General features: G+C 30.9%; 24 protein-coding genes and 3 tRNA genes. 14 read left to right on the forward strand and 13 right to left on the reverse strand.

Going from position 1 to position 26,032, the window contains the following annotated elements; all coding sequences use genetic code 11:
- Window positions 1-55 precede the first annotated feature (55 nt).
- Window positions 56-427 (forward strand): RNA-binding S4 domain-containing protein, encoded by a 372-nt coding sequence (locus tag K8Z87_RS10475; RefSeq protein WP_227477511.1) that lies wholly within the window; start codon window positions 56-58, stop codon window positions 425-427.
- Window positions 428-495: 68 nt separating this feature from the next.
- The gene (locus K8Z87_RS10480) at window positions 496-990 is read left to right on the forward strand and encodes a phosphoribosyltransferase family protein (protein ID WP_227477512.1); all 495 of its coding nucleotides are present in this window, start codon (window positions 496-498) and stop codon (window positions 988-990) included.
- Here K8Z87_RS10480 and K8Z87_RS10485 read toward each other — a convergent pair.
- Window positions 982-1,503, reverse strand: coding sequence for a shikimate kinase (locus K8Z87_RS10485; protein WP_227477513.1), 522 nt, complete (start codon window positions 1,501-1,503; stop codon window positions 982-984). The genes K8Z87_RS10480 and K8Z87_RS10485 overlap by 9 nt on opposite strands.
- 130 nt (window positions 1,504-1,633) lie before the next feature.
- Between K8Z87_RS10485 and K8Z87_RS10490 the strand changes: the two genes are divergently transcribed.
- From K8Z87_RS10490 to K8Z87_RS10515, 6 genes are all read left to right on the forward strand, one after another.
- A tRNA-Lys gene (locus K8Z87_RS10490) sits at window positions 1,634-1,706 on the forward strand.
- A gap of 54 nt (window positions 1,707-1,760) precedes the next feature.
- A tRNA-Leu gene (locus K8Z87_RS10495) sits at window positions 1,761-1,845 on the forward strand.
- Between the two features lie 90 nt (window positions 1,846-1,935).
- A complete protein-coding gene (locus K8Z87_RS10500) occupies window positions 1,936-2,835 on the forward strand; it encodes a MerR family transcriptional regulator (RefSeq protein ID WP_227477514.1) in 900 nt (299 codons plus the stop codon).
- A gap of 7 nt (window positions 2,836-2,842) precedes the next feature.
- Window positions 2,843-4,303: a phytoene desaturase family protein gene (locus K8Z87_RS10505; RefSeq protein ID WP_227477515.1), complete on the forward strand. Its 1,461-nt coding sequence runs from the start codon at window positions 2,843-2,845 to the stop codon at window positions 4,301-4,303.
- Between the two features lie 8 nt (window positions 4,304-4,311).
- Window positions 4,312-5,151: a phytoene/squalene synthase family protein gene (locus K8Z87_RS10510; protein WP_227477516.1), complete on the forward strand. Its 840-nt coding sequence runs from the start codon at window positions 4,312-4,314 to the stop codon at window positions 5,149-5,151.
- 15 nt (window positions 5,152-5,166) lie between these two features.
- Complete coding sequence (locus K8Z87_RS10515) at window positions 5,167-5,613, forward strand: sterol desaturase family protein (protein WP_227477517.1); 447 nt, start codon at window positions 5,167-5,169, stop codon at window positions 5,611-5,613.
- Between the two features lie 4 nt (window positions 5,614-5,617).
- Here the strand turns inward: K8Z87_RS10515 and K8Z87_RS10520 are convergent, their stop codons facing one another.
- From K8Z87_RS10520 to K8Z87_RS10535, 4 genes are all read right to left on the reverse strand, one after another.
- Window positions 5,618-6,085, reverse strand: coding sequence for a TlpA family protein disulfide reductase (locus K8Z87_RS10520; RefSeq protein ID WP_227477518.1), 468 nt, complete (start codon window positions 6,083-6,085; stop codon window positions 5,618-5,620).
- A 211-nt stretch (window positions 6,086-6,296) separates the two neighbouring features.
- On the reverse strand, window positions 6,297-6,968 hold the full coding sequence (locus K8Z87_RS10525; protein ID WP_227477519.1) for a Crp/Fnr family transcriptional regulator: 672 nt from the start codon (window positions 6,966-6,968) through the stop codon (window positions 6,297-6,299).
- Between the two features lie 101 nt (window positions 6,969-7,069).
- Window positions 7,070-8,602 carry an OmpP1/FadL family transporter gene (locus tag K8Z87_RS10530; RefSeq protein ID WP_227477520.1) on the reverse strand — a complete coding sequence of 511 codons (1,533 nt, stop codon included), beginning with the start codon at window positions 8,600-8,602 and terminating at the stop codon, window positions 7,070-7,072.
- Window positions 8,603-8,676: 74 nt separating this feature from the next.
- Window positions 8,677-9,966 carry a hypothetical protein gene (locus K8Z87_RS10535; protein WP_227477521.1) on the reverse strand — a complete coding sequence of 430 codons (1,290 nt, stop codon included), beginning with the start codon at window positions 9,964-9,966 and terminating at the stop codon, window positions 8,677-8,679.
- A 101-nt stretch (window positions 9,967-10,067) separates the two neighbouring features.
- Between K8Z87_RS10535 and proS the strand changes: the two genes are divergently transcribed.
- From proS to rpsT, 3 genes are all read left to right on the forward strand, one after another.
- Window positions 10,068-11,546, forward strand: coding sequence for a proline--tRNA ligase (gene proS / locus K8Z87_RS10540; protein ID WP_227477522.1), 1,479 nt, complete (start codon window positions 10,068-10,070; stop codon window positions 11,544-11,546).
- Window positions 11,547-11,674: 128 nt separating this feature from the next.
- Window positions 11,675-11,746: transfer RNA gene (locus K8Z87_RS10545), tRNA-Glu, on the forward strand.
- A gap of 22 nt (window positions 11,747-11,768) precedes the next feature.
- Window positions 11,769-12,020 carry a 30S ribosomal protein S20 gene (rpsT, locus tag K8Z87_RS10550; protein ID WP_227477523.1) on the forward strand — a complete coding sequence of 84 codons (252 nt, stop codon included), beginning with the start codon at window positions 11,769-11,771 and terminating at the stop codon, window positions 12,018-12,020.
- 127 nt (window positions 12,021-12,147) lie between these two features.
- Here the strand turns inward: rpsT and K8Z87_RS10555 are convergent, their stop codons facing one another.
- From K8Z87_RS10555 to K8Z87_RS10580, 6 genes are all read right to left on the reverse strand, one after another.
- A complete protein-coding gene (locus K8Z87_RS10555) occupies window positions 12,148-14,418 on the reverse strand; it encodes an aconitate hydratase (protein WP_227477524.1) in 2,271 nt (756 codons plus the stop codon).
- A 220-nt stretch (window positions 14,419-14,638) separates the two neighbouring features.
- Entirely contained in the window at window positions 14,639-15,736 is a 1,098-nt protein-coding gene (locus K8Z87_RS10560; RefSeq protein ID WP_227477525.1) for an acyltransferase family protein, read from the reverse strand.
- Window positions 15,737-15,765: 29 nt separating this feature from the next.
- The gene (locus K8Z87_RS10565; RefSeq protein WP_227477526.1) at window positions 15,766-16,719 is read right to left on the reverse strand and encodes an AAA family ATPase; all 954 of its coding nucleotides are present in this window, start codon (window positions 16,717-16,719) and stop codon (window positions 15,766-15,768) included.
- 3 nt (window positions 16,720-16,722) lie between these two features.
- The gene (locus K8Z87_RS10570) at window positions 16,723-18,135 is read right to left on the reverse strand and encodes a peptidylprolyl isomerase (protein ID WP_227477527.1); all 1,413 of its coding nucleotides are present in this window, start codon (window positions 18,133-18,135) and stop codon (window positions 16,723-16,725) included.
- Window positions 18,128-18,979, reverse strand: a complete 852-nt coding sequence (locus K8Z87_RS10575; protein WP_251059576.1) for a peptidyl-prolyl cis-trans isomerase — start codon at window positions 18,977-18,979, stop codon at window positions 18,128-18,130. The genes K8Z87_RS10570 and K8Z87_RS10575 overlap by 8 nt, the downstream gene beginning before the upstream one ends.
- A 1-nt stretch (window position 18,980) precedes the next feature.
- A complete protein-coding gene (locus K8Z87_RS10580; protein WP_227477528.1) occupies window positions 18,981-20,924 on the reverse strand; it encodes a peptidylprolyl isomerase in 1,944 nt (647 codons plus the stop codon).
- A gap of 197 nt (window positions 20,925-21,121) precedes the next feature.
- Here K8Z87_RS10580 and K8Z87_RS10585 point away from each other — a divergent pair, with 197 nt between their 5' ends.
- Together K8Z87_RS10585 and K8Z87_RS10590 are read left to right on the forward strand one after the other, a co-directional pair.
- Window positions 21,122-21,577 (forward strand): SRPBCC family protein, encoded by a 456-nt coding sequence (locus tag K8Z87_RS10585; RefSeq protein WP_227477529.1) that lies wholly within the window; start codon window positions 21,122-21,124, stop codon window positions 21,575-21,577.
- The gene (locus K8Z87_RS10590) at window positions 21,570-21,806 is read left to right on the forward strand and encodes a hypothetical protein (protein ID WP_227477530.1); all 237 of its coding nucleotides are present in this window, start codon (window positions 21,570-21,572) and stop codon (window positions 21,804-21,806) included. Before K8Z87_RS10585 ends, K8Z87_RS10590 begins: the two co-directional genes overlap by 8 nt.
- Here K8Z87_RS10590 and K8Z87_RS10595 read toward each other — a convergent pair.
- The gene (locus K8Z87_RS10595; RefSeq protein ID WP_227477531.1) at window positions 21,803-22,942 is read right to left on the reverse strand and encodes a lycopene cyclase family protein; all 1,140 of its coding nucleotides are present in this window, start codon (window positions 22,940-22,942) and stop codon (window positions 21,803-21,805) included. The genes K8Z87_RS10590 and K8Z87_RS10595 overlap by 4 nt on opposite strands.
- A 190-nt stretch (window positions 22,943-23,132) precedes the next feature.
- Here K8Z87_RS10595 and K8Z87_RS10600 point away from each other — a divergent pair, with 190 nt between their 5' ends.
- Entirely contained in the window at window positions 23,133-24,410 is a 1,278-nt protein-coding gene (locus K8Z87_RS10600) for an aminotransferase class V-fold PLP-dependent enzyme (RefSeq protein WP_227477532.1), read from the forward strand.
- A gap of 142 nt (window positions 24,411-24,552) precedes the next feature.
- Here K8Z87_RS10600 and guaB read toward each other — a convergent pair whose 3' ends face one another.
- On the reverse strand, window positions 24,553-26,022 hold the full coding sequence (gene guaB, locus K8Z87_RS10605; protein ID WP_227477533.1) for an IMP dehydrogenase: 1,470 nt from the start codon (window positions 26,020-26,022) through the stop codon (window positions 24,553-24,555).
- Between the last annotated feature and the right edge of the window lie 10 nt (window positions 26,023-26,032).

Here is a 26,032-nt window from a genome sequence, read left to right on the forward strand (position 1 = left end):
TACGATATTATAATTTTTTTTAAATAATATTAACGTAGTTTTTAGTTAAAAGTGTATGCGCATAGACAAATTTTTATGGTGTGTCAGATATTATAAAACAAGAAATAAAGCAACCATAGCTTGTAAAAAAGGTCAAATTAAGGTTAATAATCATGTTGTTAAACCTGGGAAAGAGGTTTATATAGACGATATTATTGAATTACGTAAAAATCAAATTAATTATAAGTTAAGAATTATAGCGATGCCTACTAATAGAGTTGGAGCAAAATTAGTAGATATTTATAGAATAGATATTACTCCCAAAGAGGCCTTTGAAGCAAAAGAACTCCTTAAATATAGTAAAGATTATTATAGAAAAAAAGGAATGGGAAGGCCTACTAAAAAAGACCGAAGATCTATTGAAAGTTATATAGATGAAGAAGAATAGATTTAAATTTATCTCTTTGTTTAATTACATTTCTCTTTTATATCTTTGACACAAATAATTAAATTTTAATGAAAAATATTATTCTAAACCATCAAGAAATAGAACACAAAATTAAGCGCATAGCTTATCAAGTATACGAAAGTAATGTTAATGAAAAAGAACTTGTTCTAGCTGGTATAGAAAGCAATGGTTACCTTTTAGCCAAAAAATTAAAAACTTGTTTAATTACTATATCAGATATTAAAATTGTTTTATGCAAAGTAAATATTGACAAGAAAAAACCTTTAAATTCAATAGTTACGTCTATTAATTCCGACGATTATAAAAATAAATCTATTGTTTTAGTAGACGATGTTTTAAATTCTGGCAGTACCTTAATGTATGGTGTAAAACATTTTTTAGATGTACCTATTAAACAGTTTAAAACTGCTGTTTTAGTAAATAGAAACCATAAAAAATATCCAGTAAAAGCTGATTTTAAAGGGATATCTCTATCTACATCTTTAAGTGAGCATGTTAATGTAAAACTAGACAAGAAGCCCTATGAGGCTTTCTTAAATTAATTCTATTACTATCTTTTCTACTATTAAATCAGTTGTCTGATTGTCTGTAGAAATCGTTTTATTACTTTGTGTGTAAAAACTTGTTCTTTCAAAAATATGCTTACCTATAAACTCTACTAGCTCCTCCTCTGTTTCTAAATGGCTAATTAGTGGTCTTTTAGACTTTTCTTTCATCAATCTCCTCCCTAATTCTGGTATAGAAGTTTTAAGATATATAGAAGTAACATTATCTTTTTCTAAAATGTTTTTCATGTTATATCCATAACATGGTGTACCACCTCCTAATGCTAAAACAGTATGCTTTGAATCTTTTAATACTTCATTTAAATATTGGCCTTCTTTTTTTCTAAAATAAATTTCTCCTTTATTAAAAAATATATCCGAAATAGATAAATCCTCTTTACTTTCTATATAGCTGTCTAAGTCTATAAAATCATAGGATAAAACTTTAGCCAATTTTTGACCAATACTTGATTTTCCTGACCCCATATATCCTATTAAAACAATAATCATTTACACTTATAAATTGATTGTTAAACACCTACATAATTTGAATACAAAAAAACGAAAAAATCAATAAAAAAGTGTTGTTTTATTAATTAATCATTTTATATTTGCAGCCTCGTTAGAGAAAAACATTTTTGACCAGTTAGCTCAGTTGGTAGAGCATCTCCCTTTTAAGGAGAGGGTCCTGGGTTCGAGCCCCAGACTGGTCACTAAAAGTTAAGCATATTGCTTAACTTTTTTTTTACCTTTACTTATCTAAAAATGCGCACGTGGCGGAATTGGTAGACGCGCTGGCTTGAGGGGCCAGTATCCGTTTAGGATGTGGAAGTTCGAATCTTCTCGTGCGCACTATATCATATACATTTTATTTATTTTTTGTTAAATCTCATATATTCTGGATTGAAAAACTTATTTTTGTTTAAACATTTCTATTAATAAATGAACAATATTAAAAATAAGTTTAGCATTAAAGACCTTGAAAATCTCACTGGTATTAAAGCACATACTATAAGGATTTGGGAAAAGCGCTATAATTTATTACAACCTAAACGTACAGATACAAACATAAGGTATTACGATTTAGCTAGTTTTCAGAAACTATTAAATGTTACTTATTTAAATAGCAATGGTTATAAGATTTCTAAAATAGCAACATTAGACAATCATCAAATACCTGTTTTAGTTAGAGAGATAGCATCACAAAACAATGTAGAAGGGCATGCTATCAACTCTTTTAAATTATCGATGCTTAATTTCGATCAGATTTTGTTTTATAATACATACGAGTCTTTATTAAAAGAAAAATCATTTACATCAATTTTCTACGATATTTTCATTCCACTTTTAACAGAAATAGGACTCTTGTGGCAAACGGATACAATAACACCTGCTCACGAACATTTTTTGACAACACTGATACGTCAAAAAATATTAGTTAATATTGAAAATATTCAGTCTAATAAAATTAACAAATCTAAAAGAACATTTATTCTCTATTTACCTAGTAATGAAATACATGAATTGGGTTTAATGTTTTTAAATTACGAAATTGTTTCTAAAGGTTATCATAGTATTTTCTTAGGGCAAAGTGTCCCTCAAGAAAGCCTTAAAGACGTTCTTAATTATTATGATGACATTGTCTTCTTATCTTATTTTACTGTTAAACCTTATAAAGAAGATTTAGATAAGTATATTAAAAATTTTAGTGAAACTATTCTCCAAAACTCTAATTCTGAATTCTGGATTCTTGGTCAAATGCTAAACCATATAGATATAGAGAAATTACCTAAAAACATCAAAACATTTAAATCTATAAAATCAGTAGTCTCAATACTTTAATTTAAAAATGACTAAAATTTCTATTATTGGCTCTGGTTTTTCATCATTATCTGCAGCTTGTTATTTAGCAAAAAAAGGCTACGATGTCTCTATTTATGAAAAAAATGAAAGCATTGGTGGTAGAGCAAGACAATTAAAGAAAGATGGATTTACTTTTGATATTGGTCCTAGTTGGTATTGGATGCCTGATATTTTTGAAAAGTTTTTTTCAGATTTTAATAAAACTACTAGCGATTTTTATATGTTAGATAAATTAAGTCCTGCATATAAGATTTTCTTTTCTGACGATGTGATTACTATTGGAGATCACATGGATAAAATCTGTCAAGAATTTGAGCGTATTGAAGCAGGAAGCTCTAAACCACTTAGAAAATTTATAACTAAAGCTCAAGATAATTACAATATTGCTATAAATAAAATTGTACTAAAACCTGGTATTTCTCCTATAGAATTGGTTACTAAAGATACCATTACAAGAGTTGATCAATTCTTCAAAACCATAAGTACAGAAGTGCGTAGAAACTTTAAAAACCCAAAGTTGATTTCAACTTTAGAGTTTCCTGTGCTATTCTTAGGCGCTAAGCCTAGTAATACTCCTTCGTTTTATAGTTTTATGAATTTTGCTGATTTTGGTTTGGGTACATGGCACCCAAGAGGTGGAATGTATAAAGTTATTAATGGAATGTCTTCATTAGCAAAAAGTTTAGGTGTTAAAATACATACCAATGCTACAGTAGATAAAATAAACGTAACTCATGGCAAAGCTGAAAGTATTACCATAAATGGTAAAATTATAGAATCAGATTATATACTTAGTGGTGCTGATTACCACCATTCTGAAACATTACTAGATGATCAATACAGACAATATTCAGAATCTTATTGGTCTAAAAAAACATTTGCGCCATCGTCCTTATTATTCTATGTAGGTTTTGACAAAAAATTAAAAAACGTAGAACATCATAATTTATTTTTTGACACAGATTTTGAAATACATGCACAAGACATATACGATAACCCAAAATGGCCTGACAATCCTTTATTTTATGTCAATTTCCCTTCTGTGACAGATAAAACTATGGCTCCTGCTAATTGTGAAACTGGATTTTTCCTTATTCCTATAGCTCCTGGTTTGGAAGATACAGAAGCCTTAAGACAACAATATTTCGATATAATTATTGACCGTTTTGAAAAGAAAACCTTACAAACTGTAAAAAATAATATTATCTTTAAAGAATCTTTTTGTGTGAAAGATTTTAAAAAAGAATACAATTCATATAAAGGAAATGCATACGGGATGGCTAATACGCTATTACAAACTGCATTTTTAAGACCTAAATTGAAAAGTAAAAAAGTTAATCATCTTTATTTTACTGGACAATTAACCGTTCCTGGACCTGGTGTGCCACCAGCAATAATTTCAGGAAAACTTGTAGCTGATTTAATACACAAACATCATTCAAATTAAACCCTATTATGAAATCACTCTTCGATAACGTCTCTCATCAATGTAGTAAAATAGTTACCACGTCTTATAGTACGTCGTTCTCTATGGCAACAAAAATGCTTTCTAAAAGTATAAGACAAGATATATACAATATCTATGGTTTTGTTCGCTTTGCAGATGAAATTGTTGATACATTTCATGATTATAATAAAGAACAGTTATTTAATGACTTCTCTAAAGATTTAGAGAAAGCTTTAGATTTAAAAATTAGTTTAAATCCTATTTTAAATGCTTTTCAAGAAACGTATCATAAATATGGTTTAGATAAACATATGGTAGATGCTTTTATGAAAAGTATGCACCAAGATTTACATAAACAAAATTATTTAACTGATTTAGAATACAAAGAATATATTTATGGTTCTGCCGATGTTGTTGGTTTAATGTGCCTGAAAGTTTTTGTAAAAGGTGATGAAGAAAAATATAATGCTTTAAAAGAATCTGCAATGTGTTTAGGTTCAGCTTTTCAAAAGGTTAATTTTCTAAGAGATTTAAAAGCCGATTTTGAAGATTTAAACAGAACATATTTCCCTAATACCGATTTAAGTCAATTAGATGAAACTTCTAAAAAAGCTATTATAAACGATATAGAAAACGATTTTAAAAAAGGATTAGTAGGCATAAAACAATTACCGCTAGAAGCTAAGTTTGGTGTATTTATGGCGTATAGATACTATAACAAGCTACTAGAAAAATTAAAAAAGACTCCTGCACTAGAAATAAAATCTGCTCGTATTAGAGTTCCTGATTATAAAAAAGTAGAGCTTTTAACCAGAAGCTATGTTAAATACCAACTTAACTTATTATAATATATACATTTAAATATGCATACATTTTTTTGGATACTCATTTTTATTGGTACTTTTTTAATGATGGAATTTAATGCATGGTTTACGCATAAATATATTATGCACGGGTTTTTATGGAATCTCCATAAAGACCATCACCAAAAAGATCATAAAAGTTGGTTTGAGCGTAACGATGCTTTCTTTTTATTTTATGCACTTATTAGTATGAGTTGTTGGTATATCTGGAGTTTTTACAACGTTTGGTACTGTTTACCAATAGGTCTAGGTATTTTAGTTTATGGCGCTGCTTATTTTATAGTACACGATATTTTTATTCATCAGCGTTTTAAATGGTTACGTAATATTGATAATAAATATGCTCGAGGAGTACGCAGAGCTCATAAAATACATCATAAACATTTAGGAAAGCATAAAGGAGAAAATTTTGGAATGCTAATTGTTCCTTTTAAATATTTTAAATAGTTTTCTACGATTTAAGTAGTGTCTTTATTTCTTCTTGTATAGATGTACTAAACCAATCTAGAGCTCCTGACTTATCAATAGCTATTTTACCTTTTTTATCTATGACAAAAGTTCTAGGTATAGACTTTACTTCAAATAAACCATCAGTAACGGGTTGATAAGAAGGAAATGTGTAATTTTTGTTTTCTTTGAATTTTGTTGTTAATTCTTTATCTTCATTTGTTACAAATAGAAACACAACATCTTCTTTATATTTAACATAAAGTTTCTCTAAACTTGGCATTTCTGCTATACATGGCGGACACCATGTTGCCCAAAAATTAATTACAATTACTTTTCCTTTAGCATCATTAAGGTCATAAATCGATCCTGATTCATCTAACAATTTCCAATTATAGTTTTCTAACGACTCTCTCTTTGAAACATCAATACTACTAGCAGAATTAATATAAGACAGTCCTTTATGCAACATTACTTGTATTGGTTGCCTTGTCTGCGGCAAAATTAACAACATAATAATCAATAAAAATATAATATTGTTTCTTCTTGTTTTATTAGCCTTCTTCATAATAAATAATAAACATAATCTCTAAGTCAAAACTATACTATTAACCAAACATAAACTAAGTTATTTGTATGCTTTTAACAATATATGATTATCATAAAAAATCAATTAGTTATAATTATACGATGCCTTTATATATTCTAATCTCTTTTCTATTAAAATCTATAATTTTTTTCTCTTTTAAATCATTAAGTAATGTATTTAATGTAGGGCGAGAAATACCTATAAGTGAAGCAATATCTTTTTGTGTATATGGATGTAAAATAATATCATCACCTGTAACGTCGCAATTATAGCCGTAATCGGCACATAATTCATCTAAGAAGTCTAATAAGCGTGTCTTTGCATCTTTAAATAATAATAACTGAAGTCTTCTTTCTAGTTTTTTTATCTTATATCCAATAAACTTGTAAATTTTAAAGCTAAGTGTTTGATTATTTCGCATTAAACCATGTACAGTCTTAACATCTACTGGACATATTGAAGTGTTATTATCTAAAGATTGAGCAAATTCATCTCTTATATTATCTCCAAGAATAGCTTTTTCCCCAAAGAGTTCCCCACGTTTTAAAATGGCTTTTACAACTTCTTTACCATCTTCATTATAATACCCAATTTTAACCTTACCTTTTTCTATAAGATAAACTTTATTAGCTGCGTCTTTTTCAAAGTAAATATAATCCTGCTTTTTATAGGCATCAAAGTCATGCACTTGTGTATATGCCTTATATTTATGAGGGCATAATAACCCAAATAAATTAACATCTTCAAAAACCCATATAGAACTCATATCTACAGCAAATATTGCTGTCTAGTCGTAAACTGATGAATTTCCTTACAAGAAAAGCTCTTAATAAATTATTAAGAGCTCCTTATTCTATATTTGCTATTTTATAAACTAAATGCTAGTGTTAATACTACATCAGTAAATGTAGTATCTATTTCAGCCGCATCAGTAAAAGCTGAAGAATTAGAAAATAATAATGTATTAACTTCCCTTTCTGATTGACTAAATGCTAAATCTAATGAGGTGTTACCAAATTTGTATCCAAAGCCTAAAGAATAACCTGTAAGATCTCCAAAAAAACTATCATCTTTATAAGGACTTTCTTCCATTCTATAACCACCTCTAAAACTCATTTGTTTGTACCTATACTCGCCACCTAATCTATAAGTATTAGAAACATCTAATACATTTTCTATCTGGTCATTTTGAAATTGAAAAAACGGGTCTGATTGTGGTCTAAACTTAGCTTCACCGAAATCTTTTCGAGAATAATCAAAACTTAAAAGCCCTCTACTCCCAAAAACATAAGCTAAACTCCCAGTAAGTTTGCCTGGTGTTTGCAATCTATATTCAGGAAAAATATTAATTACATTAGGGTCTATAACCGTAAATGGATTAGGTCCTAATGGATCTAAACGACGTGTAGTTTCGACTGACTGAGAGGTTTCTTCAGAAATACGAAACCATGTTGGGGAATTATAAGCTAATCCTAATCTCAATTCATTAGTAACTTTAATAATTGTACCTAATTGAAAAGAAACTCCACTCCCAGTTGCGCGCAAATTATTTTCAAAACCGACTCTACTAATTAAAGAACCAATATTTGAATTGTTCTCAATCAATAATGTAGAACGTTCATAATTTAAGAAATGTGTATTTACATTCAGTCCTAAGTGGATCTTCTCACCATATTGGCCAGAAACATTAAATCCAAGTTTTCCATTAAATCCTGTACTAGATAAAAAGTAACGTTGATTATAATTACCTCCTGTTATATTATTTATATACTCAGTATTATCATCGCTATTATTTACAGGGTCTAGAATGAATGATTCAAACCCTAAAAATGCTTGTTGATTTCCAAATCCAAAAATAGACCCTATTTCTGAATAAGCTTGACCAATCGTTTCTCCATCTAGTGCAGAGATTTCATCTAATCGTTGACCATTAGCAAATTCTTCAAAATATTGTCCTATTGTATTTGTCGGGTTTATACCACTTGCCACCCAATCATCATCAAAATTCCCAGTACGGTCATATGCTATACCAAGAGAAAACTTTTTCCATTTAGAATTAGGATTTGCATTCTGAAAAACAAATACTGCTCCTCCTTGATTAAGATCTGCATTAGTATCAGTAGACGAATTTGTAGTATTAAAAAAACTGACTGTATTGTCTTTCCCAAAAACTCCTAAAGAAATTGAAGCATGACTGTTAGTGAAAATTGAAGAACCTGCCGGGTTAATATTTATTGCTGATAAATCTCCACCTAATGCTCCAAAAGCACCACCCATAGCTTTAAATCGTGCTGTACCTTCTATTTCATCTATAGAATAACGAACTGCGTCAGTAATGTCTTGTCCGTTAACATTAGACATAAGTAAGACAGCTATGAATAGTAAAATTACTTTCTTCATATTATTTATAAATGTTTTTAATTGATGATTTTAATGTGGTTGCTTATTTGTTTTGGAAAATCTATTCTATTTTCTTATCCTCTTCCTCCTCTAGATGATGATGATGAACGACTAGATGAACCAGAGCTAGATCTTGAAGAAGATCGGCTAACACCTGATGATCTTGATGAGCTAGATGATCTTGAAGAAGATCGACTAACTCCTGATGATCTAGAACTAGATGGTCTTGATGATCTTGATGATCTTGTACTTGAACTTCTACTTCTATTAGAGCTTCTACTAACTGTATTACTTCTCGATGATGATGATCTATTATTACTTGATACACTAGGGCGTGTTCTCGTACTTGTCCTAGATCCTCCATTATTAGTATTAATTCTTACTCTACTACCATTAGATCTAATTGTTCCGTTACCATTACTGTTTCTGGTAATACGAGTTCTTGTTCCATTAGACCTAACAATACCTGTACCATTACCACTTCTAGTAATACGAGTTCTAGTTCCATCTGAAGATAATGTAGATCTTGTTCTTCTACCTTCAGTAGTAGTTAAAGTTCTACCCTCGGTTGTTCTTGATCTACGTGATTCAGAAATAGAATTACTACGTCCCGCTACTGATCTTCTTTCAGACAAACTACCTAATCTTCTATTATTTATAGAATTATTTCTTCCGAAAACACCTCTTCCTCTGTTATTAAAAGCTATCCCATTATTATATCCGAAACGACTATTACCAAATCTTGGATTATATACTAATTGCCCAAATCTATTATATCCAAATCCAGCAAAACCTCCAAACCCATAGCGATTAAATCCAAAACCTCCAAAACCAAAACGATTGAAACCAAAACGATTGAAACCAAAACCTCCAAAACCAAAACGGTTAAAACCAAATCCAAAACCTCCATTATAATAGAAAGGATCATAGAATCCAAAACCAAAGCCTAGCCCGTATCCAAATCCGTTATAAAACCCTGTATTATAAATACCATTATTATGAACATATACTATAACTTCTTCATTAACTTGTCCCCAACCACCATTATTAACTGAAAAATCTTCTACTACTACTGTAGAGTCAACTTCAACACCTGTATAACTATCTATATCTGTAAAAATTTCTGAGTCTTCAATAACCTCCTCTGCCTCTCTTGCTACATCGGCAAAATAATTTTCGTAATATTGATTACCTACTCTAGCATTAGATGCACGTTCTACATCTACTGTAACTTCATCAGAAGCATATATACCATCATTATCATAACCAATATATTGATATGACCCACATGATGCGAGCATTAAAAATAATGTTAAAACTCCAAAAATTGATGTTTTATTAGTGTGTAGGGTAGTAAATCGCATATCTCTTTTGATTTAATTGTTGAACAATACAAAAATAGTTAGTTTTGCCAGACTATTTTATTTTTTAACATAGTCACAATATTTGTGCCAAAATAACACCAATGAGTAAAAATTTAACAAAAAGGTCAGAAGATTATTCTAAATGGTATAACGAACTGGTAGTAAAGGCTGATTTAGCAGAAAATTCTGCTGTTAGAGGTTGTATGGTTATAAAACCATATGGCTTTGCTATTTGGGAGAAAATGCAAGCAGAATTGGATAAAATGTTTAAAGCTACTGGACATCAAAATGCTTATTTCCCTCTTTTTGTTCCTAAAAGTTTATTTGAAGCCGAAGAGAAAAACGCAGAAGGTTTTGCAAAAGAATGTGCAGTAGTTACACACTATAGGTTACAAAACGACCCCGATAATCCAGGGAAATTACGTGTAGATCCAGAAGCTAAATTAGAGGAAGAACTTGTTGTAAGACCTACTAGTGAAGCCATTATATGGAATACATACAAAGGTTGGATACAAAGTTACAGAGATTTGCCAATACTTATTAATCAATGGGCTAATGTGGTGCGTTGGGAAATGCGTACACGTTTATTTTTAAGAACCGCCGAGTTTTTATGGCAAGAAGGACATACTGCTCATGCCACTATGGCTGAAGCCATTACTGAAACTGAGCAAATGAATACAGTATATGCAACTTTTGTTGAAAATTTTATGGCAATACCTGTAATTAAAGGAGTTAAAACTGAAAGTGAACGTTTTGCTGGTGCATTAGACACACACTGTATAGAAGCTCTTATGCAGGATGGAAAAGCATTGCAAGCAGGAACATCTCATTTTTTAGGTCAAAATTTCGCTAAGGCTTTTGATGTAAAATTTACTAATAACGAAGGGAAGCAAGATTACGTATGGGCGACATCTTGGGGTGTTTCTACACGTTTAATGGGAGCTCTTATTATGACACATAGTGATGACAAAGGTTTAGTATTGCCTCCTAACTTAGCACCAAATCAAGTTGTTATTGTACCTATATACAAAACAGAAGAACAACATAATATAATTAGAAATGTTGTAAACACTTTAAAACAAAAACTAGAAGATAATGGAGTAAGTGTTAAATTTGACGATAGAGATACTCAACGCCCTGGTGCAAAATTTGCACAGCATGAACTACAAGGTGTTCCATTACGAATTGCAATTGGACCTAAAGACATTGAAAATGGCACTATTGAATTAGCAAGACGTGATAATCTCACAAAAGAAGTTGTAGATATTGAAGGAATTGAAAATCATATTCCTCAATTATTAGAAACTATACAGAAAGAGTTATTCCAGAAGGCTTATGATTTTAGAGAAGAACATACTACTAAAGTAGATACTTTTGATGAGTTTAAAACCGTATTAGAAACAAAAACAGGTTTTATATCTGCGCATTGGGATGGTACTGCTGAAACTGAAAATAAAATAAAGGAACTTACAAAAGCTACAATTAGGTGTATTCCGCATAACAGTCCTATTGAAGATGGATTATGCATCTATACTGGAAAACCTTCAAGACAACGCGTGCTTTTTGCTAAAGCTTATTAATTTTTAAAAAAAATTGTTTTAGTGTTGCAACATTTAAAAATAGTTGTATTTTTGCATCCGCAATGGAAACGTTGCTAGTTCATTTAAATAATAATAGATTCTAAAATATAGAATTTATAGTACTAAATGGCCCGTTCGTCTATCGGCTAGGACGCCAGGTTTTCATCCTGGTAAGAGGGGTTCGATTCCCCTACGGGCTACAATTTTAATATAAAGAAAAAAATGGCAAATCATAAGTCAGCCTTAAAAAGAATTAGAAGCAACGAGAAAAAAAGAGTGTTAAATAGATATCAACACAAAACAACTCGTAATGCGATTAAGAAATTACGTGAATTAACAGATGCTAAAGAAGCTCAGGGTATGTTACCTTCTGTTATTAGTATGATTGATAAATTAGCTAAAAAGAATGTTATTCATTCTAACAAGGCTGGGAATTTAAAATCGCAATTAACTAAGCACGTTACTGCTTTATAGTTTTATATTTAAATATAATTTAAAAGCCTTTCATTTTTTGAAAGGTTTTTTTATGCTTTAAAAATTCTAGTATTAAAAAAGGCTTTGATTTTATCAAAGCCTTTTTAAATTATATGAATACATCAATTTATGCTGCGTTCTCTTTTTTAATTAAGTTCAATGCAGAACCTTCATTATACCATTCAATTTGAGATTGGTTATATGTATGATTCAATAATATAGTATCTACACTTCCATCAGCATGAACAATTTCTAATGTTAATTGTTTTCCTGGTGCAAACTGATCTAAATCTTTAAAATTAAATGTATCATTTTCTTGTATTAAGTCATAATCATTTTCATTAGCAAATGTTAACCCTAACATTCCCTGTTTCTTTAAATTGGTTTCGTGTATACGTGCAAAAGATTTTACAATTACTGCCACAACTCCTAAATGACGAGGCTCCATTGCCGCATGTTCTCTAGAAGAACCTTCACCGTAATTATGATCGCCAATAACAATACTTGGCACTTCAGCAGCTTTATATGCTCTAGCCGTATCTGGAACTCCTCCAAACTCACCAGTTAATTGATTTTTAACAAAATTTGTTTTCTTGCCAAAAGCATTAACAGCTCCAATTAAACAGTTATTAGAAATATTATCTAAATGTCCTCTAAAACGTAACCATGGTCCCGCCATTGATATATGATCTGTAGTACATTTACCAAAAGCTTTTATTAATAATTTAGCTCCAGTAATAGTGTTCCCAATAGGTTTAAAAGGTGTTAATAATTCTAATCGCTCCGATGTAGGGCTTACTGTAACTTCTACTCCACTTCCATCTTCAACAGGTTCTAAATACCCATTATCTTTTACATCAAAACCTTTAGGCGGTAATTCCCATCCTGTAGGCTCGTCAAATCTTACTTCTTCCCCATTTTCATTAATAAGACTATCTGTCATTGGGTTAAAATCTAAACGTCCAGATATAGCAATAGCTGCTGTAATCTCTGGTGATGCTACAAAAGCATGTGTATTAGGATTTCCATCTGCACGTTTAGCAAAGTTTCTATTAAAAGAATGTACTATACTATTTTTAGGTGCATTTTTAGGGTCACTATATCTAGCCCATTGCCCAATACATGGCCCACAAGCATTTGTGAAAATTTTAGCATCTAAGTTTTCAAATATACCAAGAATACCATCTCTTTCAGCAGTATATCTTACTTGTTCTGAACCTGGATTAATACCTAAATCTGCTTTCATTTTTATTCCTTTATCTATGGCTTGTTGTGCTATAGATGAAGCTCTTGATAAATCTTCGTATGATGAATTTGTACAAGACCCTATAAGTCCCCATTCTACTTGCAATGGCCACTCATTAGATGCTGCTTTCTCTGTCATATCAGTACCAACAGGTGTTGATAAATCTGGTGTAAATGGTCCGTTTAATAGAGGATTTAATTCTGAAAGGTTAATCTCAATAACTTGATCGAAATAATTTTCAGGATTTGCATATACTTCTGGATCAGCTGTTAAGTAGCTCTTTACCTCATTGGCTGCATCTGCAACATCTGCTCTTTCAGTGGCACGTAAATAACGTTCCATAGACTCGTCATAACCAAATGTTGATGTTGTTGCACCAATCTCAGCGCCCATATTACAAATAGTACCTTTACCTGTACATGACATTGCTGTTGCACCTGGTCCAAAATATTCTACAATAGCTCCAGTACCACCTTTAACTGTTAATATATCTGCTACTTTTAAAATAACATCTTTTGGCGCTGTCCAACCAGAAAGTTTTCCTGTTAACTTTACACCAATTAATTTAGGAAATTTAAGCTCCCAAGGCATACCAGCCATAACATCTACTGCATCTGCTCCACCAACACCAATAGCTACCATTCCTAATCCACCTGCATTTACTGTATGAGAATCTGTACCAATCATCATTCCTCCAGGAAATGCATAATTTTCTAAAACCACTTGATGTATAATACCAGCTCCTGGTTTCCAAAAACCAATCCCATATTTATTAGATACCGATTCTAAAAAGTTAAAAACTTCACTACTAACATCATTTGCATTTTTTAAATCTGTAGCTGCTCCTTCTTTAGCTTGTATTAAATGATCACAATGTACCGTTGTAGGTACAGCTACTTTATTTTTACCAGCTTGCATAAACTGTAAAAGTGCCATTTGAGCAGTCGCATCTTGACACGCTACACGATCGGGTGCAAAATCAACATAGTCTTTACCTCGTTTAAAAGCCGAAGTCGCTTTACCATCCCATAAATGATTGTATAAAATTTTCTCAGATAGCGTTAATGGTTTACCAACAACATTTCGAGCTGTATCTATTCGCTCTGCCATTTGTGAGTAAACGTTTCTAATCATGTTAATATCGAATGCCATAGAATATAAGGTTTAATAAGGTTATTTATAATTTTTAGTCTTACAAATTTACAAATTATATGGGGTTTTAAAAAATATCTAATAGAAGCAAAAAATCATTACACATAATTTAATAATTTTTATTATTTAATAGTGAAAATGAACACTTTCGATTTTATAATTAATGATATGATTTCAATTATGAAAATTATCATTTTTAATTACTAGTTTTAGAATTGCTCTATTTAGGAAATTTTCGATCTCGGTATTTTAAAAATGCTAATTCTACGTATCTAAACAATAATTCTGACAGTACTATTGTAAGCATAATATATAGAAATAAAGTCATTAATGATGAATTGAAAAATCGTTTTAATGTTAATAAAACCAATGAGTAATTAATTAAATAAATAGCATAAGATCTTATACTTATATACTGAATTAAAGGTCTTATCCTCTCTTGACTTTTTAAATAAATTACAAAAGGAAATACCAAAGCTATACTTATACTTATTGCTATAAGATAGATATACGAATAAAAAAGCAAATGAGTCTCCGGTTGATAGTTATTGATTATTATTAATAAATGTAATCCTACAAAAATAAATACTCCTAGTAATAATAAAGCCGTTTTGTTTTTTCTTAAAAACTGTGAGAATGTTTTATTAAAATATACAAGAATAAAACCAATATATATAGTATCTAAACGGTAGATGACTACTTTCCTAAACATACTACTCCACTCACTATAGGATGATAAATACGTAGTATTATAGAACTTTATTTTTAAAATAAACAATACAATAATTACAACAAGTGTGGTATAAAAAAAACACTTTACAGGATCTTTATATTTTCTTAAGTTAAGAATTACATAAATAATTAAAGGTAATATTATATAGGCGTATTCTTCTATAGACAAACTCCAGGCTTCAGTAAAAAAATCTGGATGTGCATTTGTGAAATTTTGAAAAAATGGAATGTAAAGCCATAAATTTTCAACTAAATCTGCTCCTAAAAATATCAATATTAATATATTTAGTATTAAAACCACAAAATAATTTGGTAATGTTCTCAGCCATCTACGTTTCCAGAAATAGAATAAATCTTTAAATCTAGTCTTACCAGTTTCTAGGTTTCTTATTAATAAACCTCCTATTAAATAACCACTTAAAACAAAAAATATATCAACTCCTGTCGCTCCTAAAAGTCGAATAGCTCTGGTTAGTTGTAAATTAAATTCTGGTAAGATATAAGTGCAGTGAGAAACAATAACTAATATAATAGCTAATGCCCTAATTAGGTCTAAACCATATATTCGTTGACGAGATTCTAACATAGTACAAATGTAATACTATGTCTTTACTATTAAAATAAGCTTTCTATAATCTTTTGATCTGAAATACCTTCGGCTTCTGCCTTATAATTTTTTATAATTCTATGGCGCAATATAGAAGTTGCTACAGCTTGGACATTTTCTATATCTGGTGAAAATTTTCCGTGAGTTGCCGCGTGTGTTTTTGCCGCTAGTATGAGGTTTTGAGATGCTCTTGGGCCTGCACCCCAATCTACATACTCTTTAACTAAATCTGCAGCAGTAGATGTATTTGGCCTCGTTTTACTTACCATAGACACCGCATACTCTATAACATTATCTGCTACAGGAATACGCCTTATGACATTCTGGAAATCTATAATTTCTTGCACAGTGAACAATGCGTTTACCTCTAACTGAATATCTGTCGTTGTTGCTTTCACAACATCTACTTCTTCTTGAAACGAAGGATACTCTAAATTAATTGCAAACATAAAGCGATCTAATTGTGCTTCTGGTAAGGGATAAGTTCCTTCTTGTTCTATTGGGTTTTGAGTTGCTAAAACAAAATAAGGTAATGCTAATTTATATTGATGACCTGCAACTGTAACAGCTCTCTCTTGCATTGCTTCTAACAAAGCAGCTTGTGTTTTTGGAGGTGTTCTATTAATTTCATCCGCTAAAATGATATTAGCGAAAATTGGCCCTTTTATAAACTTAAATTCTCTATTCTGATCTAATATTTCGCTACCAAGAATATCACTCGGCATTAAATCTGGTGTAAACTGAATGCGTTTAAAATCTAACCCCAAGACTTTAGCAATAGTATTAACCATTAGAGTTTTTGCTAAACCAGGTACACCGATTAAAAGTGAGTGACCACCTGAGAAAATTGAGATTAGTATCTGATCTACTACATCTTCTTGTCCAACAATAATTTTAGCGATTTCCTTTTTTAAGCTTTTATATTTTTTTACAAAGCTTTCAATAGTAGAGACATCTGACATGTACTATTCTTTTTTTAACCAATTACTAGTAAACTCACAATCTCTATATTCTCCATTTATTTTAATAAATGTCGATTCTATAGTCTCCTTTTGCCATTTTCCTATAGCATCAAAATGTTTGTTTTGCAATGCTAAACGCTTAATTTTTAAATAATCTCTAGCAAAATCTGCTTCATGTTCGTCTATACGATCTGTAACTGTTACTAATTTAAAGAAAATAGGATTTTCACGATCTTGATCTTGAATTACATCGCTAATCTCATTATCTTTTAAATCTTGAATTTGTGTATATATATCTGTATCCATCTTTGTTAACTCAAAATTAAAATCTTGAGTTACAGGATTTATTAATTTCCCTCCTTCAAACTTTGTTTCTTTTCTATCACTAAATTCTCTAGCTGCGTCAGCAAAACTTATAGAGCCATCAGTAATTTTAGCTCTTACTTCATCAATCTCTTTCTTAGCTTTTTCAATAGCGTCTTGGGTGATTTCAGGGCGTAATAAAATATGTCTCACATCATACTCTTGTCCTCTAATTTTTTCTAGAAAAACAATATGATATCCAAAAGGAGACTCAAAAGGCTCTGATATTTCTCCTTCTCTAAGAGAAAACGCAACATCCCTAAATTCTTTAACCATTCTTGGTCTTTTTCTATTCATGGTAGGTAACTTTCCTCCATCAACTTTAGAACCATCTTGCGAATAAAACAAAGCTTTTGTTGTAAAACTGGCACCATTTTCTTCAATATCTCTTTTGTATTCTTTGAGTTTATTTATTACTTCTTGCTTAGAAGCCTCTGTAACCTCAGGAATAACTACAATCTCAGCAACATTAAGTTCTACACCAAATGTAGGTAATCCTTCTTTTTTAAGATTATTATAGAATTGACGTACTTCTTCTGGTGTAATCTCTATATCTGCAAGAATTTTTTCTTGCATTTGATTTGCTAAAGAAGTACTCTTATTAATCTCATAAATCTCTTCTCTAAGTTCATCTTCTGAGTTCTTTTTATAGTACTTAAGTAAGTCTGCCATTGAACCATTGAAATTAGGCAATATGCCTTCTATTTGCTGATCTATTTGAGATCGTATCTGTAATTCGTTAACCGTAATACTATCTTGCACCGCTTGATGTGCATAGAGCTTGTCTTCTAAAATTTTACCAAAAAGTTGGCATCTCGTTGTCTCTCCTAGATCACCTCCTTGGGCCTTAATTTGTGCTATACTTCGGTCTAAATCAGATTCTAAAATGATATTACCTCCTACAACAGCAGCCACACCATCGGCTTTTACTCTATTACTATCAGATTTAGGTTTATTTAAACTTGCAATTTTTTTCTCTTCTTTTATAATTTCTTGCCCTAAACTGAAATTAAAAAAAAGTGCAAAAACTAGTAGCGCCACTTCTTTAATCATAAATTTCGAATTGTTTGTTTTTAATAGCATCTTTGGTAATATCATTTTCTAATTCCTTAATTAACTCTAGTTTACGTTTATTAATCACAATTTGATTAATGGATGGTTTAACATAATCTAGCGGTGCATAATCATTTTGCGAAAGCACCTCATTAATTTGAATCAAATATAGGTTTAATGAATCTTTGAGCCTTATAAAATTAGATTTTTTTAACAGTTCTTGTTTATTTTTTTGAGTTATTACAGGAACTTTGACAATCACCTGATTAGCTTTGATCCAGGTTGAATCATTTAGTGAATAGGTTTTAAACTGAACCGAAATAGAATCTAAAAACATCTTGTCCTTATATTCAAAGCTTTTAAACCTATCTTCTATCTCTTCTATATTTACCGCATTCTGCGGAATATTAACGTACCTGAATTTTATTAAATCATCATTTAGTTTAAATGATTCTTTATTCTTTTCATAAAATAATTTAGCTTCACTATCTCCTACTAAAGTGTCTATTGTTTTAGTAACCAAAGCTTCTAAATAGGCGTTAGTATATAAATCATTTTTATACTGACTCACCAAATCTTCAAAATTATTTTGTTGACTAACCGGAAGGTTAACTTGTGCTTTATCCATTAATAATAGCGCACTAGCCCATCTGTTAATATAACTATTAGCAATTATAGCACTATCCGTTTTAGATGCATTTTCTGGAATAACTCCATTTAAATCAGAAGTATATAAATAATTGTCACCAACACGGGCTATAGCATTTTCTTTAGCTTCATTTTTATAAAAATTGCACGAAGTAAAAACAGTAAGTATTAAAATAATGATTACTAAATTTTTCAATTTAATTGTTGATTTTAGATTTAAGTTTAAACAATACATCTTTATTGACATTAACTTTAAATCGTTTTTTTAATCCATCAATCCATTGATTTTCAATATGGTTTTGATAATCGTTAATAACCGTTCCTTTAGTCTCTTCTAAAGTTTTAGGCTTAGATTTTAAAACTTTATTAATTTGTAATACATGAAATCCTTCGTTATGTACATACACATTAGAAACACCTTCTTCTAAAACCAATGTCTGTGGCAGTTTATCATTAGAAGTTTCGAAGATTCCTTTCGTGAAAATGACTTTTTGGGATTTATCAGAGTTTAAAATCTTCTCAATTTCGGTATTTTTTTTACCTACTTTTAAATAATTTTGAACTTTAACAGCTGTTTCATTATCACTTGTTGATGCCATTATCATATCAATACGGTCTTTCCATATATAGTTAGATGTGTGTTCTGCATAATACGATTTAAGTCCTACAGTATCTTTGGCCGCCTTGTTCCAAATTTCTTTTTCCATTAAATCAAAAAGTAGTAATCCATCTCTATATTCTTGAAGGACTTCTGCAAATGCTTCATCTTCATCTTCTAAATTATCTTCTCTATATTTTAATATGCTATTTTCTATAAATAAATTTAATTCTTTACTCACTAAGTCTTTTATAGCAACCTTTTTTCGCATATAAGTTCGTTGTTTAGATTTTAAGTGTTGTATAAAATCGCCATAAGTATATATAGAATCGTTTACAGAAAGGACTAAAGTATTTGCATCAAAATCTTCTGGTAATTGAAGTTGTCCTGCAAAATAACTCGGTTTAATCGTGTTAATAAAATAGTCTTCTGTAGTGTCATTTTTGTTAATAGTATAACGCTGTGATAATTCTTTTACCATTGCGCTATTAATTAATTTAGAACGTGAGTCTCTTTTAACTTGCGCTTGTATGTTTCTTTTAGCTTCTTCGTAATTAGGTATAGGCTCTATTTTAATTAGTTTAATAATATGCCAACCGTAATCTGTTAGTATAGGCCCAATTAAATCTCCAGGTTTTTTAATACCAAATACTGCATCTTCAAAAGCAATTGAGCTTAGCTGACCACTTTTAAAAGGTCTTAATTCTCCTCCATTTCTAGATGAGCTTTTATCATCCGAAAATTGCTTTGCTAATGCTTCAAAAGATTCTCCTTGTTGTAATTTCTTATAAACCGCGTTGATTCTAGTTTCAGGATCTACAAGTGAATCTTTTTGATTTAAACTAATCATTATATGTGCTGCAGTAGCCGTACCGCGAGAAGGTCTTTTTTCATCTACTCTTACAACATGATACCCGAAATCTGTTTTAAAAGGCATAGATACTGTACCTGGCTTGGTTTTATATGCAACAGACTCAAAATCATAAACCATTTTAAAGGCAGAGAAATACCCTAAATCTTCGACTAAAACTGAAGATCCATTATGGATTTTATTCTTCGTTGCTTCAAAACCTTCTTTGAGTAATAAATCTCTATGCTTTAATAGTTCATTATAAGCTGTTAATGTATCTTGCTGCTCTGGATTTTTTAATATTAGTACATGAGATGCTTTAATATCGTATTGCAATCTATCATAGGCCTCTTTTACTAATTGATCCGTAACTTTATTTTCTGATATATAATTTTTTACCAATTGTTTTCTATAACTGGTGAATTCTTTTTTATAATTGGCATCATTGTCTAGACCCAAACGTTGCGCTTCTTTTAACTTTAGCCTATAATTTATAAATAACTCTAAATACGTATTAATATCTTTCTGTGAGTCGTCTTTAACTAGGTCTAAGTTCTTGTTATATAATCTTAAAAACTCGCCTACATTAATCGCTTCTCCTTCAATAGTCAATAAGGTTTCGTTATCATTCTGAGATGATACTACGAACGATAAAAACGCACAGAGAACAATACATATGTTTCTAATATTCATAATAATAATTCAGTTATGTTATATTGAAAATATATCGGTAATTCTTATATCTTATTAGAATAAACACCGACATAAGTTATAGCTTCAAAAATAACATAAATACCTAAAAAAACTAGTTTTATAACCATAATGATAACCACTATTTTCAATTTATATTTTAATACTTTTTAATTTTGAAACAATTATCTTTATAAACTATGAAATACACTCATAATATTATTATTGAAAAACCAATAATAGAAGTTATTGAAAAATTAGATGCTACAGATAATCTTAAACATTGGCAAGAAGGATTAATTAGTGTTGAACATATGTCTGGAACGCTTAGGGAACTTGGAGGAAAAATGAAACTTATTTATCGTTTTGGAAAAAGAAATATGGAACTTACAGAAACCATTACAAAACGAAACTTTCCTAATGAGTTTCATGTTAATTATACCACTAAAGGAGTTAGAAATATACAGCACAACTATTTTGAAACGACCCCAGAAGGTTTTACCAAATGGACATCACATATCGAGTTTAGTTCAACAAACTTAAAAATGTCGTTAATGCTTTTATTAATGCCTAGATCGTTTAAAAAGCAATCTCTAAAATATATGACAGACTTTAAAAACTTTGTAGAACACGGAATTTCAGTTGCAAATGCGTAGGTTAAAATTGATTTGGGATTTTAGAGGTCCTACGGCAAAAAAAGTGGCAGAACATCATTTAATTCATCTAAAAGAATACATAAAAGCAGAGCAATTAGATATAACAGTTACAGGTGTTGAAACCCTAAGTGATATGCATAGTTTGGCATTTTTAGTTGTAGATGAATCTGAGATGAAACCCATACGAGATGCATTAAAACCACATCGCGGTCAAGTATATCAAAGTTAAAATAGGCGCTTAAAAAAAGCACTAATAAAATGCTTTGGAGGTACAGCCAATATAATTTTTAAATCTTGTAACAAAGAAGATTCTTCATCTAGAAATTTGAAAATGGTTTTTACATTGGTTTTTTTAAATAAGCTCGAAAACAGTTTTGCTCCACTTTTATTATGATTCGCTAAAACATCTAAGAAAATAAGATCATAGAACCAGAACTTTGTTTTCTTAGTGAATTTTGACAAATCGGACGATTGTTTTAAATACGAAATAACTTCTTTTGTTTTCTTAGAAGTATTATTAAAGGTATAACCTGTACTTGCTTTGGTCCAACCGCCAGCAGTGCCAATATTTAAAATATGGGTTGAATTGTATTGCTTAAACTTATAAGCTGTCATTGGTATAGTGCCGTATTCTTTTTCTGATATGTTATAATCTTCTACTCCTTCTTTTTGCAAATATTCTTTAATTACATCTTCATACTCAGATTTTTCTAAAAGATCTTTAGAAAATAAAGTATATTCAAACAAGGCATAATCTTTAGCAAATGGCAACACATACATAAAGCGTGTATTCTGTTTTTGTTCTACGCTAAAATCCATAAATGTAGCTTTTGTGTCATCAAAAACATTTGACTTTGTTTTTACAAACCAACCTAAAAAATGTTGTTGTAATACTGGATATTTTTGCTGTGTTAAATAGCTGTTATTTAAAACAAGACTATTAAACAATTTGTATGCAGAGTAATTTCCATTTACTCCAGAAACTAAGACACCTTTATCTAAAGGCTTAAAAGATTTGATTTCATCATTAATAAATGAAAAGTTATCTTTTGCATTGATTATCTTCCATAATGTTTTATAAAAAACACCACTTTGCAATGTTTTATAGCTGTAAGATTCTAATGTAATGGTTTTAGAAAACCAAGGACTTCCAAAATAGATTTTAGACCAACTTTTACTAATAAGGTTATCCCATTCTCCTTTACCTTCTTCCCAATAGGACCAAGTTCTGTCATTACCTTTATCTTTTAATTGATCTATAATAAGAATCTGTTTATCATCAAAAAAAGAATCTTTAGCCATACGATAGGCTAATAATAATCCTGATGCTCCAGCCCCAGTTATAATGTAATCGTAATCTTTCATCTGATAATACTTATTGTTTCTTAATTGTCAGATGTAACATTCAAATTACCATCTCGCTGTGTGATCAAAATTTAATAATGAATGTTTCATTTAAGAAGTAAAGATACAATGTCTTAGTTTAAAAATATAGTCATGGTTTTATTAGATTCAATTTTATTCAATACATTTAAGCTTCGTATAAAACTTAATTATGAATTTATCTAATCGTCGTTCATTTATAAAAACTATAGCTACAGGCACTGCAGCTTCTATATTATTTCCACATTTAACTGCTCAAGGTTCTACAGGCACTCTTGAAGCATTTGATCTTAAAAAAACAAAAGATGATTCTGAAACGTTTTGGGAAAATATAAAATCTCAATTTCATTTTGCTCCTGGATTGCGTTACTTTAATAATGCCTCTTTAGGATCTTCTCCAAAACCAATAAAAGAGGCTACGGATGCTTTTACTGCAACCTTAAATGGATTTCCTTCTAAATATATGTGGGGAGGTTGGAGTAATGAAAAAGAAAGGGTACGTGAAAAAGTAGCAGGTTTATTCTCTGTCTCTGAAGAAGAAATTGCAATTACACATAATACTACTGAAGGGTTTAACCTCATAGCTAAAAGTTTTGACCTAAAGGCCGGAGACGAGATTATACTTGCTAATCACGAGCACGCTAGTGGCACTATTCCTTGGAAAGCTTGGCAAGAAACAAAAGGGGTAAAATTAGTGCGCCCTGTTTTACCTGTTACGCCTAAAACAGTAAAGGAAATTGTTGCTGTATATGAAAAAGCAATTACACCGAAAACAAAAATTATTTCTATGTGCCATATTGTAAATACTAATGGCATGATATTACCTGTAAAAGAAGTTAGTGAAATGGCACACAAAAAAGGCATTTTAGTTGCTGTAGATGGAGCCCAAAGTGCAGGTATGTTCTCTATTGATTTACACGATTTAGGTTGTGACTTTTTTACAGCTAGTGCGCATAAATGGTTGTTTGCACCCAAAGGCATAGGTGTCTTTTATGCCAAACAGAGTAGCCAACATCATTTAAAACCTCTAATTGTTGCTCATGGCTATGAGAATGAAACTATTCGTAGGCTAGAAAACTACAATACTAGAAATCTACCTGAATATTTAGGCTTGGGAGCAGCTGTAGAATTTCATAATGCGATAGGAAAAGATAAAATTACCAAACGGTCTTATGAGCTAAAGCATTATTTTAGAGATCAATTAAAAGATAATCCTAAGTTTAAATTAAAATCGCCTGAAGATGATCGTTTATCTTGCGCTATACAAACTGTAGAATTGGTTGGTAAAAATGTTGCTGATGTAAAAAATCAATTAACTAACGATTACGGTATTGACACACGGCCAATGTCAACTTTTGGACTAAATGGAGTACGTATCTCTTTTGGCATGTACATTACCAAAAAAGATATTGATGATTTGGTGAAGGCATTGAAAAATATTGCTGGGTGATTTAGACAAACTTCGAGATGTTGAAATAAATTCAGGATAACAAATCAATTTTGCCAAAATACGTGTCTTGTGTCATTCTGAACTTGTTTCAGAATCTAAATATAAGTTACCTATAAAAGATTCCTGCCTGCGCAGGAATTTGTTATCTCGAATAATTAGGCGCTTCCTTAGTAATTGTTACATCATGAGGATGACTTTCATTAATACCACTTGCGGTAATCTTTACAAAACGACCATTTTCTTTCAATGTTTCAATATCTTTTGCTCCGCAATAACCCATTCCTGCTCGCAAACCTCCTATAAACTGATGAATACTCTCGTATAAATCTCCTTTATATGGTACACGACCAACAATACCTTCTGGCACTAACTTTTTAATATCATCTTCAACATCCTGAAAATAACGATCTTTACTCCCTTGTTTCATCGCTTCCACAGAACCCATACCGCGATACGATTTAAACTTTCGTCCTTCGTAAATAATGGTTTCTCCTGGACTTTCTTTAGTTCCTGCTAAGAGTGACCCTAACATTACAGTATCAGCACCAGCAGCAATAGCTTTAGGTATATCACCTGTATAACGAATACCTCCATCTGCGATAACTGGTACTCCACTTCCTTTTATAGCTGCTGCAACTTCTAATACTGCAGAGAATTGAGGAAAACCAACACCAGCGACTACTCGTGTTGTACAAATTGAACCTGGTCCAATACCAACTTTTACAGCATCTGCTCCTGCTTCTACTAAATATTTAGCAGCTTCACCTGTAGCTATATTGCCTACAATAACTTCTAAAGTCGGAAACTTTGCTTTAATTAATTTTAAAATTGAAACCACTCCTCTGGTATGGCCATGAGCTGTATCTATGACTACTGCATCTACTTCTGCATTTACTAAAGCTTCTGCTCTATCTACAGCATCTCCCGTTACACCAATTGCAGCTGCTACTCGCAATCGTCCATAAGTATCTTTATTAGCAATTGGCTTTTGAGTCACTTTAGTAATATCTCTAAATGTAATTAGCCCTACTAATTTATCTCCTTTAACAATAAGTAATTTTTCAATTTTATGCTCTTGAAGTATTTTTTCAGCATCTTTTAATGAAGTCCCTTCTGGTGCTGTTACTAAATTTTGACTCGTCATTACCTCAACAATAGGACGATTATTATCATGCTCAAAACGTAAATCTCTATTGGTAACAATTCCTTTTAAAGTGCCATTAGCATCAACAATAGGAATCCCTCCAATACTATGTTCTCGCATCGCATTATTCGCATCTGCTACAACCGCATCCATTTGTAGTGTTACCGGGTCTATTATCATACCGCTTTCTGCACGTTTTACTTTACGCACTTTAGCAGCTTGTTGCTCAATCGTCATGTTTTTATGCAACACTCCAATACCACCTTCTCGAGCCATAGCAATAGCCATTTTGCTCTCCGTTACAGTATCCATAGCTGCAGAAATCACAGGTATGTTTATTGTAATATTTCTAGTAAATTTTGTTTGAATACTAACTTCTCTTGGAAGTACTTCAGAAAAAGCTGGGACTAATAAAACGTCATCGTAAGTAAGACCTTCTCCTAAAACTTTATTTTCGTGTGCTGTCATGGTGCAATTA

The sequence above is a fragment of the Winogradskyella immobilis genome (assembly GCF_021887715.1).
In the GTDB taxonomy this organism is placed as follows: Bacteria; Bacteroidota; Bacteroidia; order Flavobacteriales; family Flavobacteriaceae; genus Winogradskyella; species Winogradskyella immobilis.

Excerpts from the sequence above, each read along its gene's own strand:
- K8Z87_RS10565 (WP_227477526.1), bottom strand. The coding sequence starts at position 16,719 with ATGTCAGATGTCTCTACTATTGAAAGCTTTGTAAAAAAATATAAAAGC.
- K8Z87_RS10570 (WP_227477527.1), bottom strand. The coding sequence starts at position 18,135 with ATGATTAAAGAAGTGGCGCTACTAGTTTTTGCACTTTTTTTTAATTTC.
- K8Z87_RS10560 (WP_227477525.1), bottom strand. The coding sequence starts at position 15,736 with ATGTTAGAATCTCGTCAACGAATATATGGTTTAGACCTAATTAGGGCA.
- K8Z87_RS10500 (WP_227477514.1), top strand. The coding sequence starts at position 1,936 with ATGAACAATATTAAAAATAAGTTTAGCATTAAAGACCTTGAAAATCTC.
- K8Z87_RS10595 (WP_227477531.1), bottom strand. The coding sequence starts at position 22,942 with ATGAAAGATTACGATTACATTATAACTGGGGCTGGAGCATCAGGATTA.
- K8Z87_RS10530 (WP_227477520.1), bottom strand. The coding sequence starts at position 8,602 with ATGAAGAAAGTAATTTTACTATTCATAGCTGTCTTACTTATGTCTAAT.
- K8Z87_RS10525 (WP_227477519.1), bottom strand. The coding sequence starts at position 6,968 with ATGAGTTCTATATGGGTTTTTGAAGATGTTAATTTATTTGGGTTATTA.
- K8Z87_RS10520 (WP_227477518.1), bottom strand. The coding sequence starts at position 6,085 with ATGTTGCATAAAGGACTGTCTTATATTAATTCTGCTAGTAGTATTGAT.
- K8Z87_RS10555 (WP_227477524.1), bottom strand. The coding sequence starts at position 14,418 with ATGGCATTCGATATTAACATGATTAGAAACGTTTACTCACAAATGGCA.
- K8Z87_RS10510 (WP_227477516.1), top strand. The coding sequence starts at position 4,312 with ATGAAATCACTCTTCGATAACGTCTCTCATCAATGTAGTAAAATAGTT.
- guaB (WP_227477533.1), bottom strand. The coding sequence starts at position 26,022 with ATGACAGCACACGAAAATAAAGTTTTAGGAGAAGGTCTTACTTACGAT.
- K8Z87_RS10485 (WP_227477513.1), bottom strand. The coding sequence starts at position 1,503 with ATGATTATTGTTTTAATAGGATATATGGGGTCAGGAAAATCAAGTATT.
- K8Z87_RS10590 (WP_227477530.1), top strand. The coding sequence starts at position 21,570 with ATGCGTAGGTTAAAATTGATTTGGGATTTTAGAGGTCCTACGGCAAAA.
- rpsT (WP_227477523.1), top strand. The coding sequence starts at position 11,769 with ATGGCAAATCATAAGTCAGCCTTAAAAAGAATTAGAAGCAACGAGAAA.
- K8Z87_RS10515 (WP_227477517.1), top strand. The coding sequence starts at position 5,167 with ATGCATACATTTTTTTGGATACTCATTTTTATTGGTACTTTTTTAATG.
- K8Z87_RS10580 (WP_227477528.1), bottom strand. The coding sequence starts at position 20,924 with ATGAATATTAGAAACATATGTATTGTTCTCTGTGCGTTTTTATCGTTC.
- K8Z87_RS10600 (WP_227477532.1), top strand. The coding sequence starts at position 23,133 with ATGAATTTATCTAATCGTCGTTCATTTATAAAAACTATAGCTACAGGC.
- K8Z87_RS10585 (WP_227477529.1), top strand. The coding sequence starts at position 21,122 with ATGAAATACACTCATAATATTATTATTGAAAAACCAATAATAGAAGTT.
- K8Z87_RS10480 (WP_227477512.1), top strand. The coding sequence starts at position 496 with ATGAAAAATATTATTCTAAACCATCAAGAAATAGAACACAAAATTAAG.
- proS (WP_227477522.1), top strand. The coding sequence starts at position 10,068 with ATGAGTAAAAATTTAACAAAAAGGTCAGAAGATTATTCTAAATGGTAT.
- K8Z87_RS10505 (WP_227477515.1), top strand. The coding sequence starts at position 2,843 with ATGACTAAAATTTCTATTATTGGCTCTGGTTTTTCATCATTATCTGCA.
- K8Z87_RS10475 (WP_227477511.1), top strand. The coding sequence starts at position 56 with ATGCGCATAGACAAATTTTTATGGTGTGTCAGATATTATAAAACAAGA.
- K8Z87_RS10535 (WP_227477521.1), bottom strand. The coding sequence starts at position 9,966 with ATGCGATTTACTACCCTACACACTAATAAAACATCAATTTTTGGAGTT.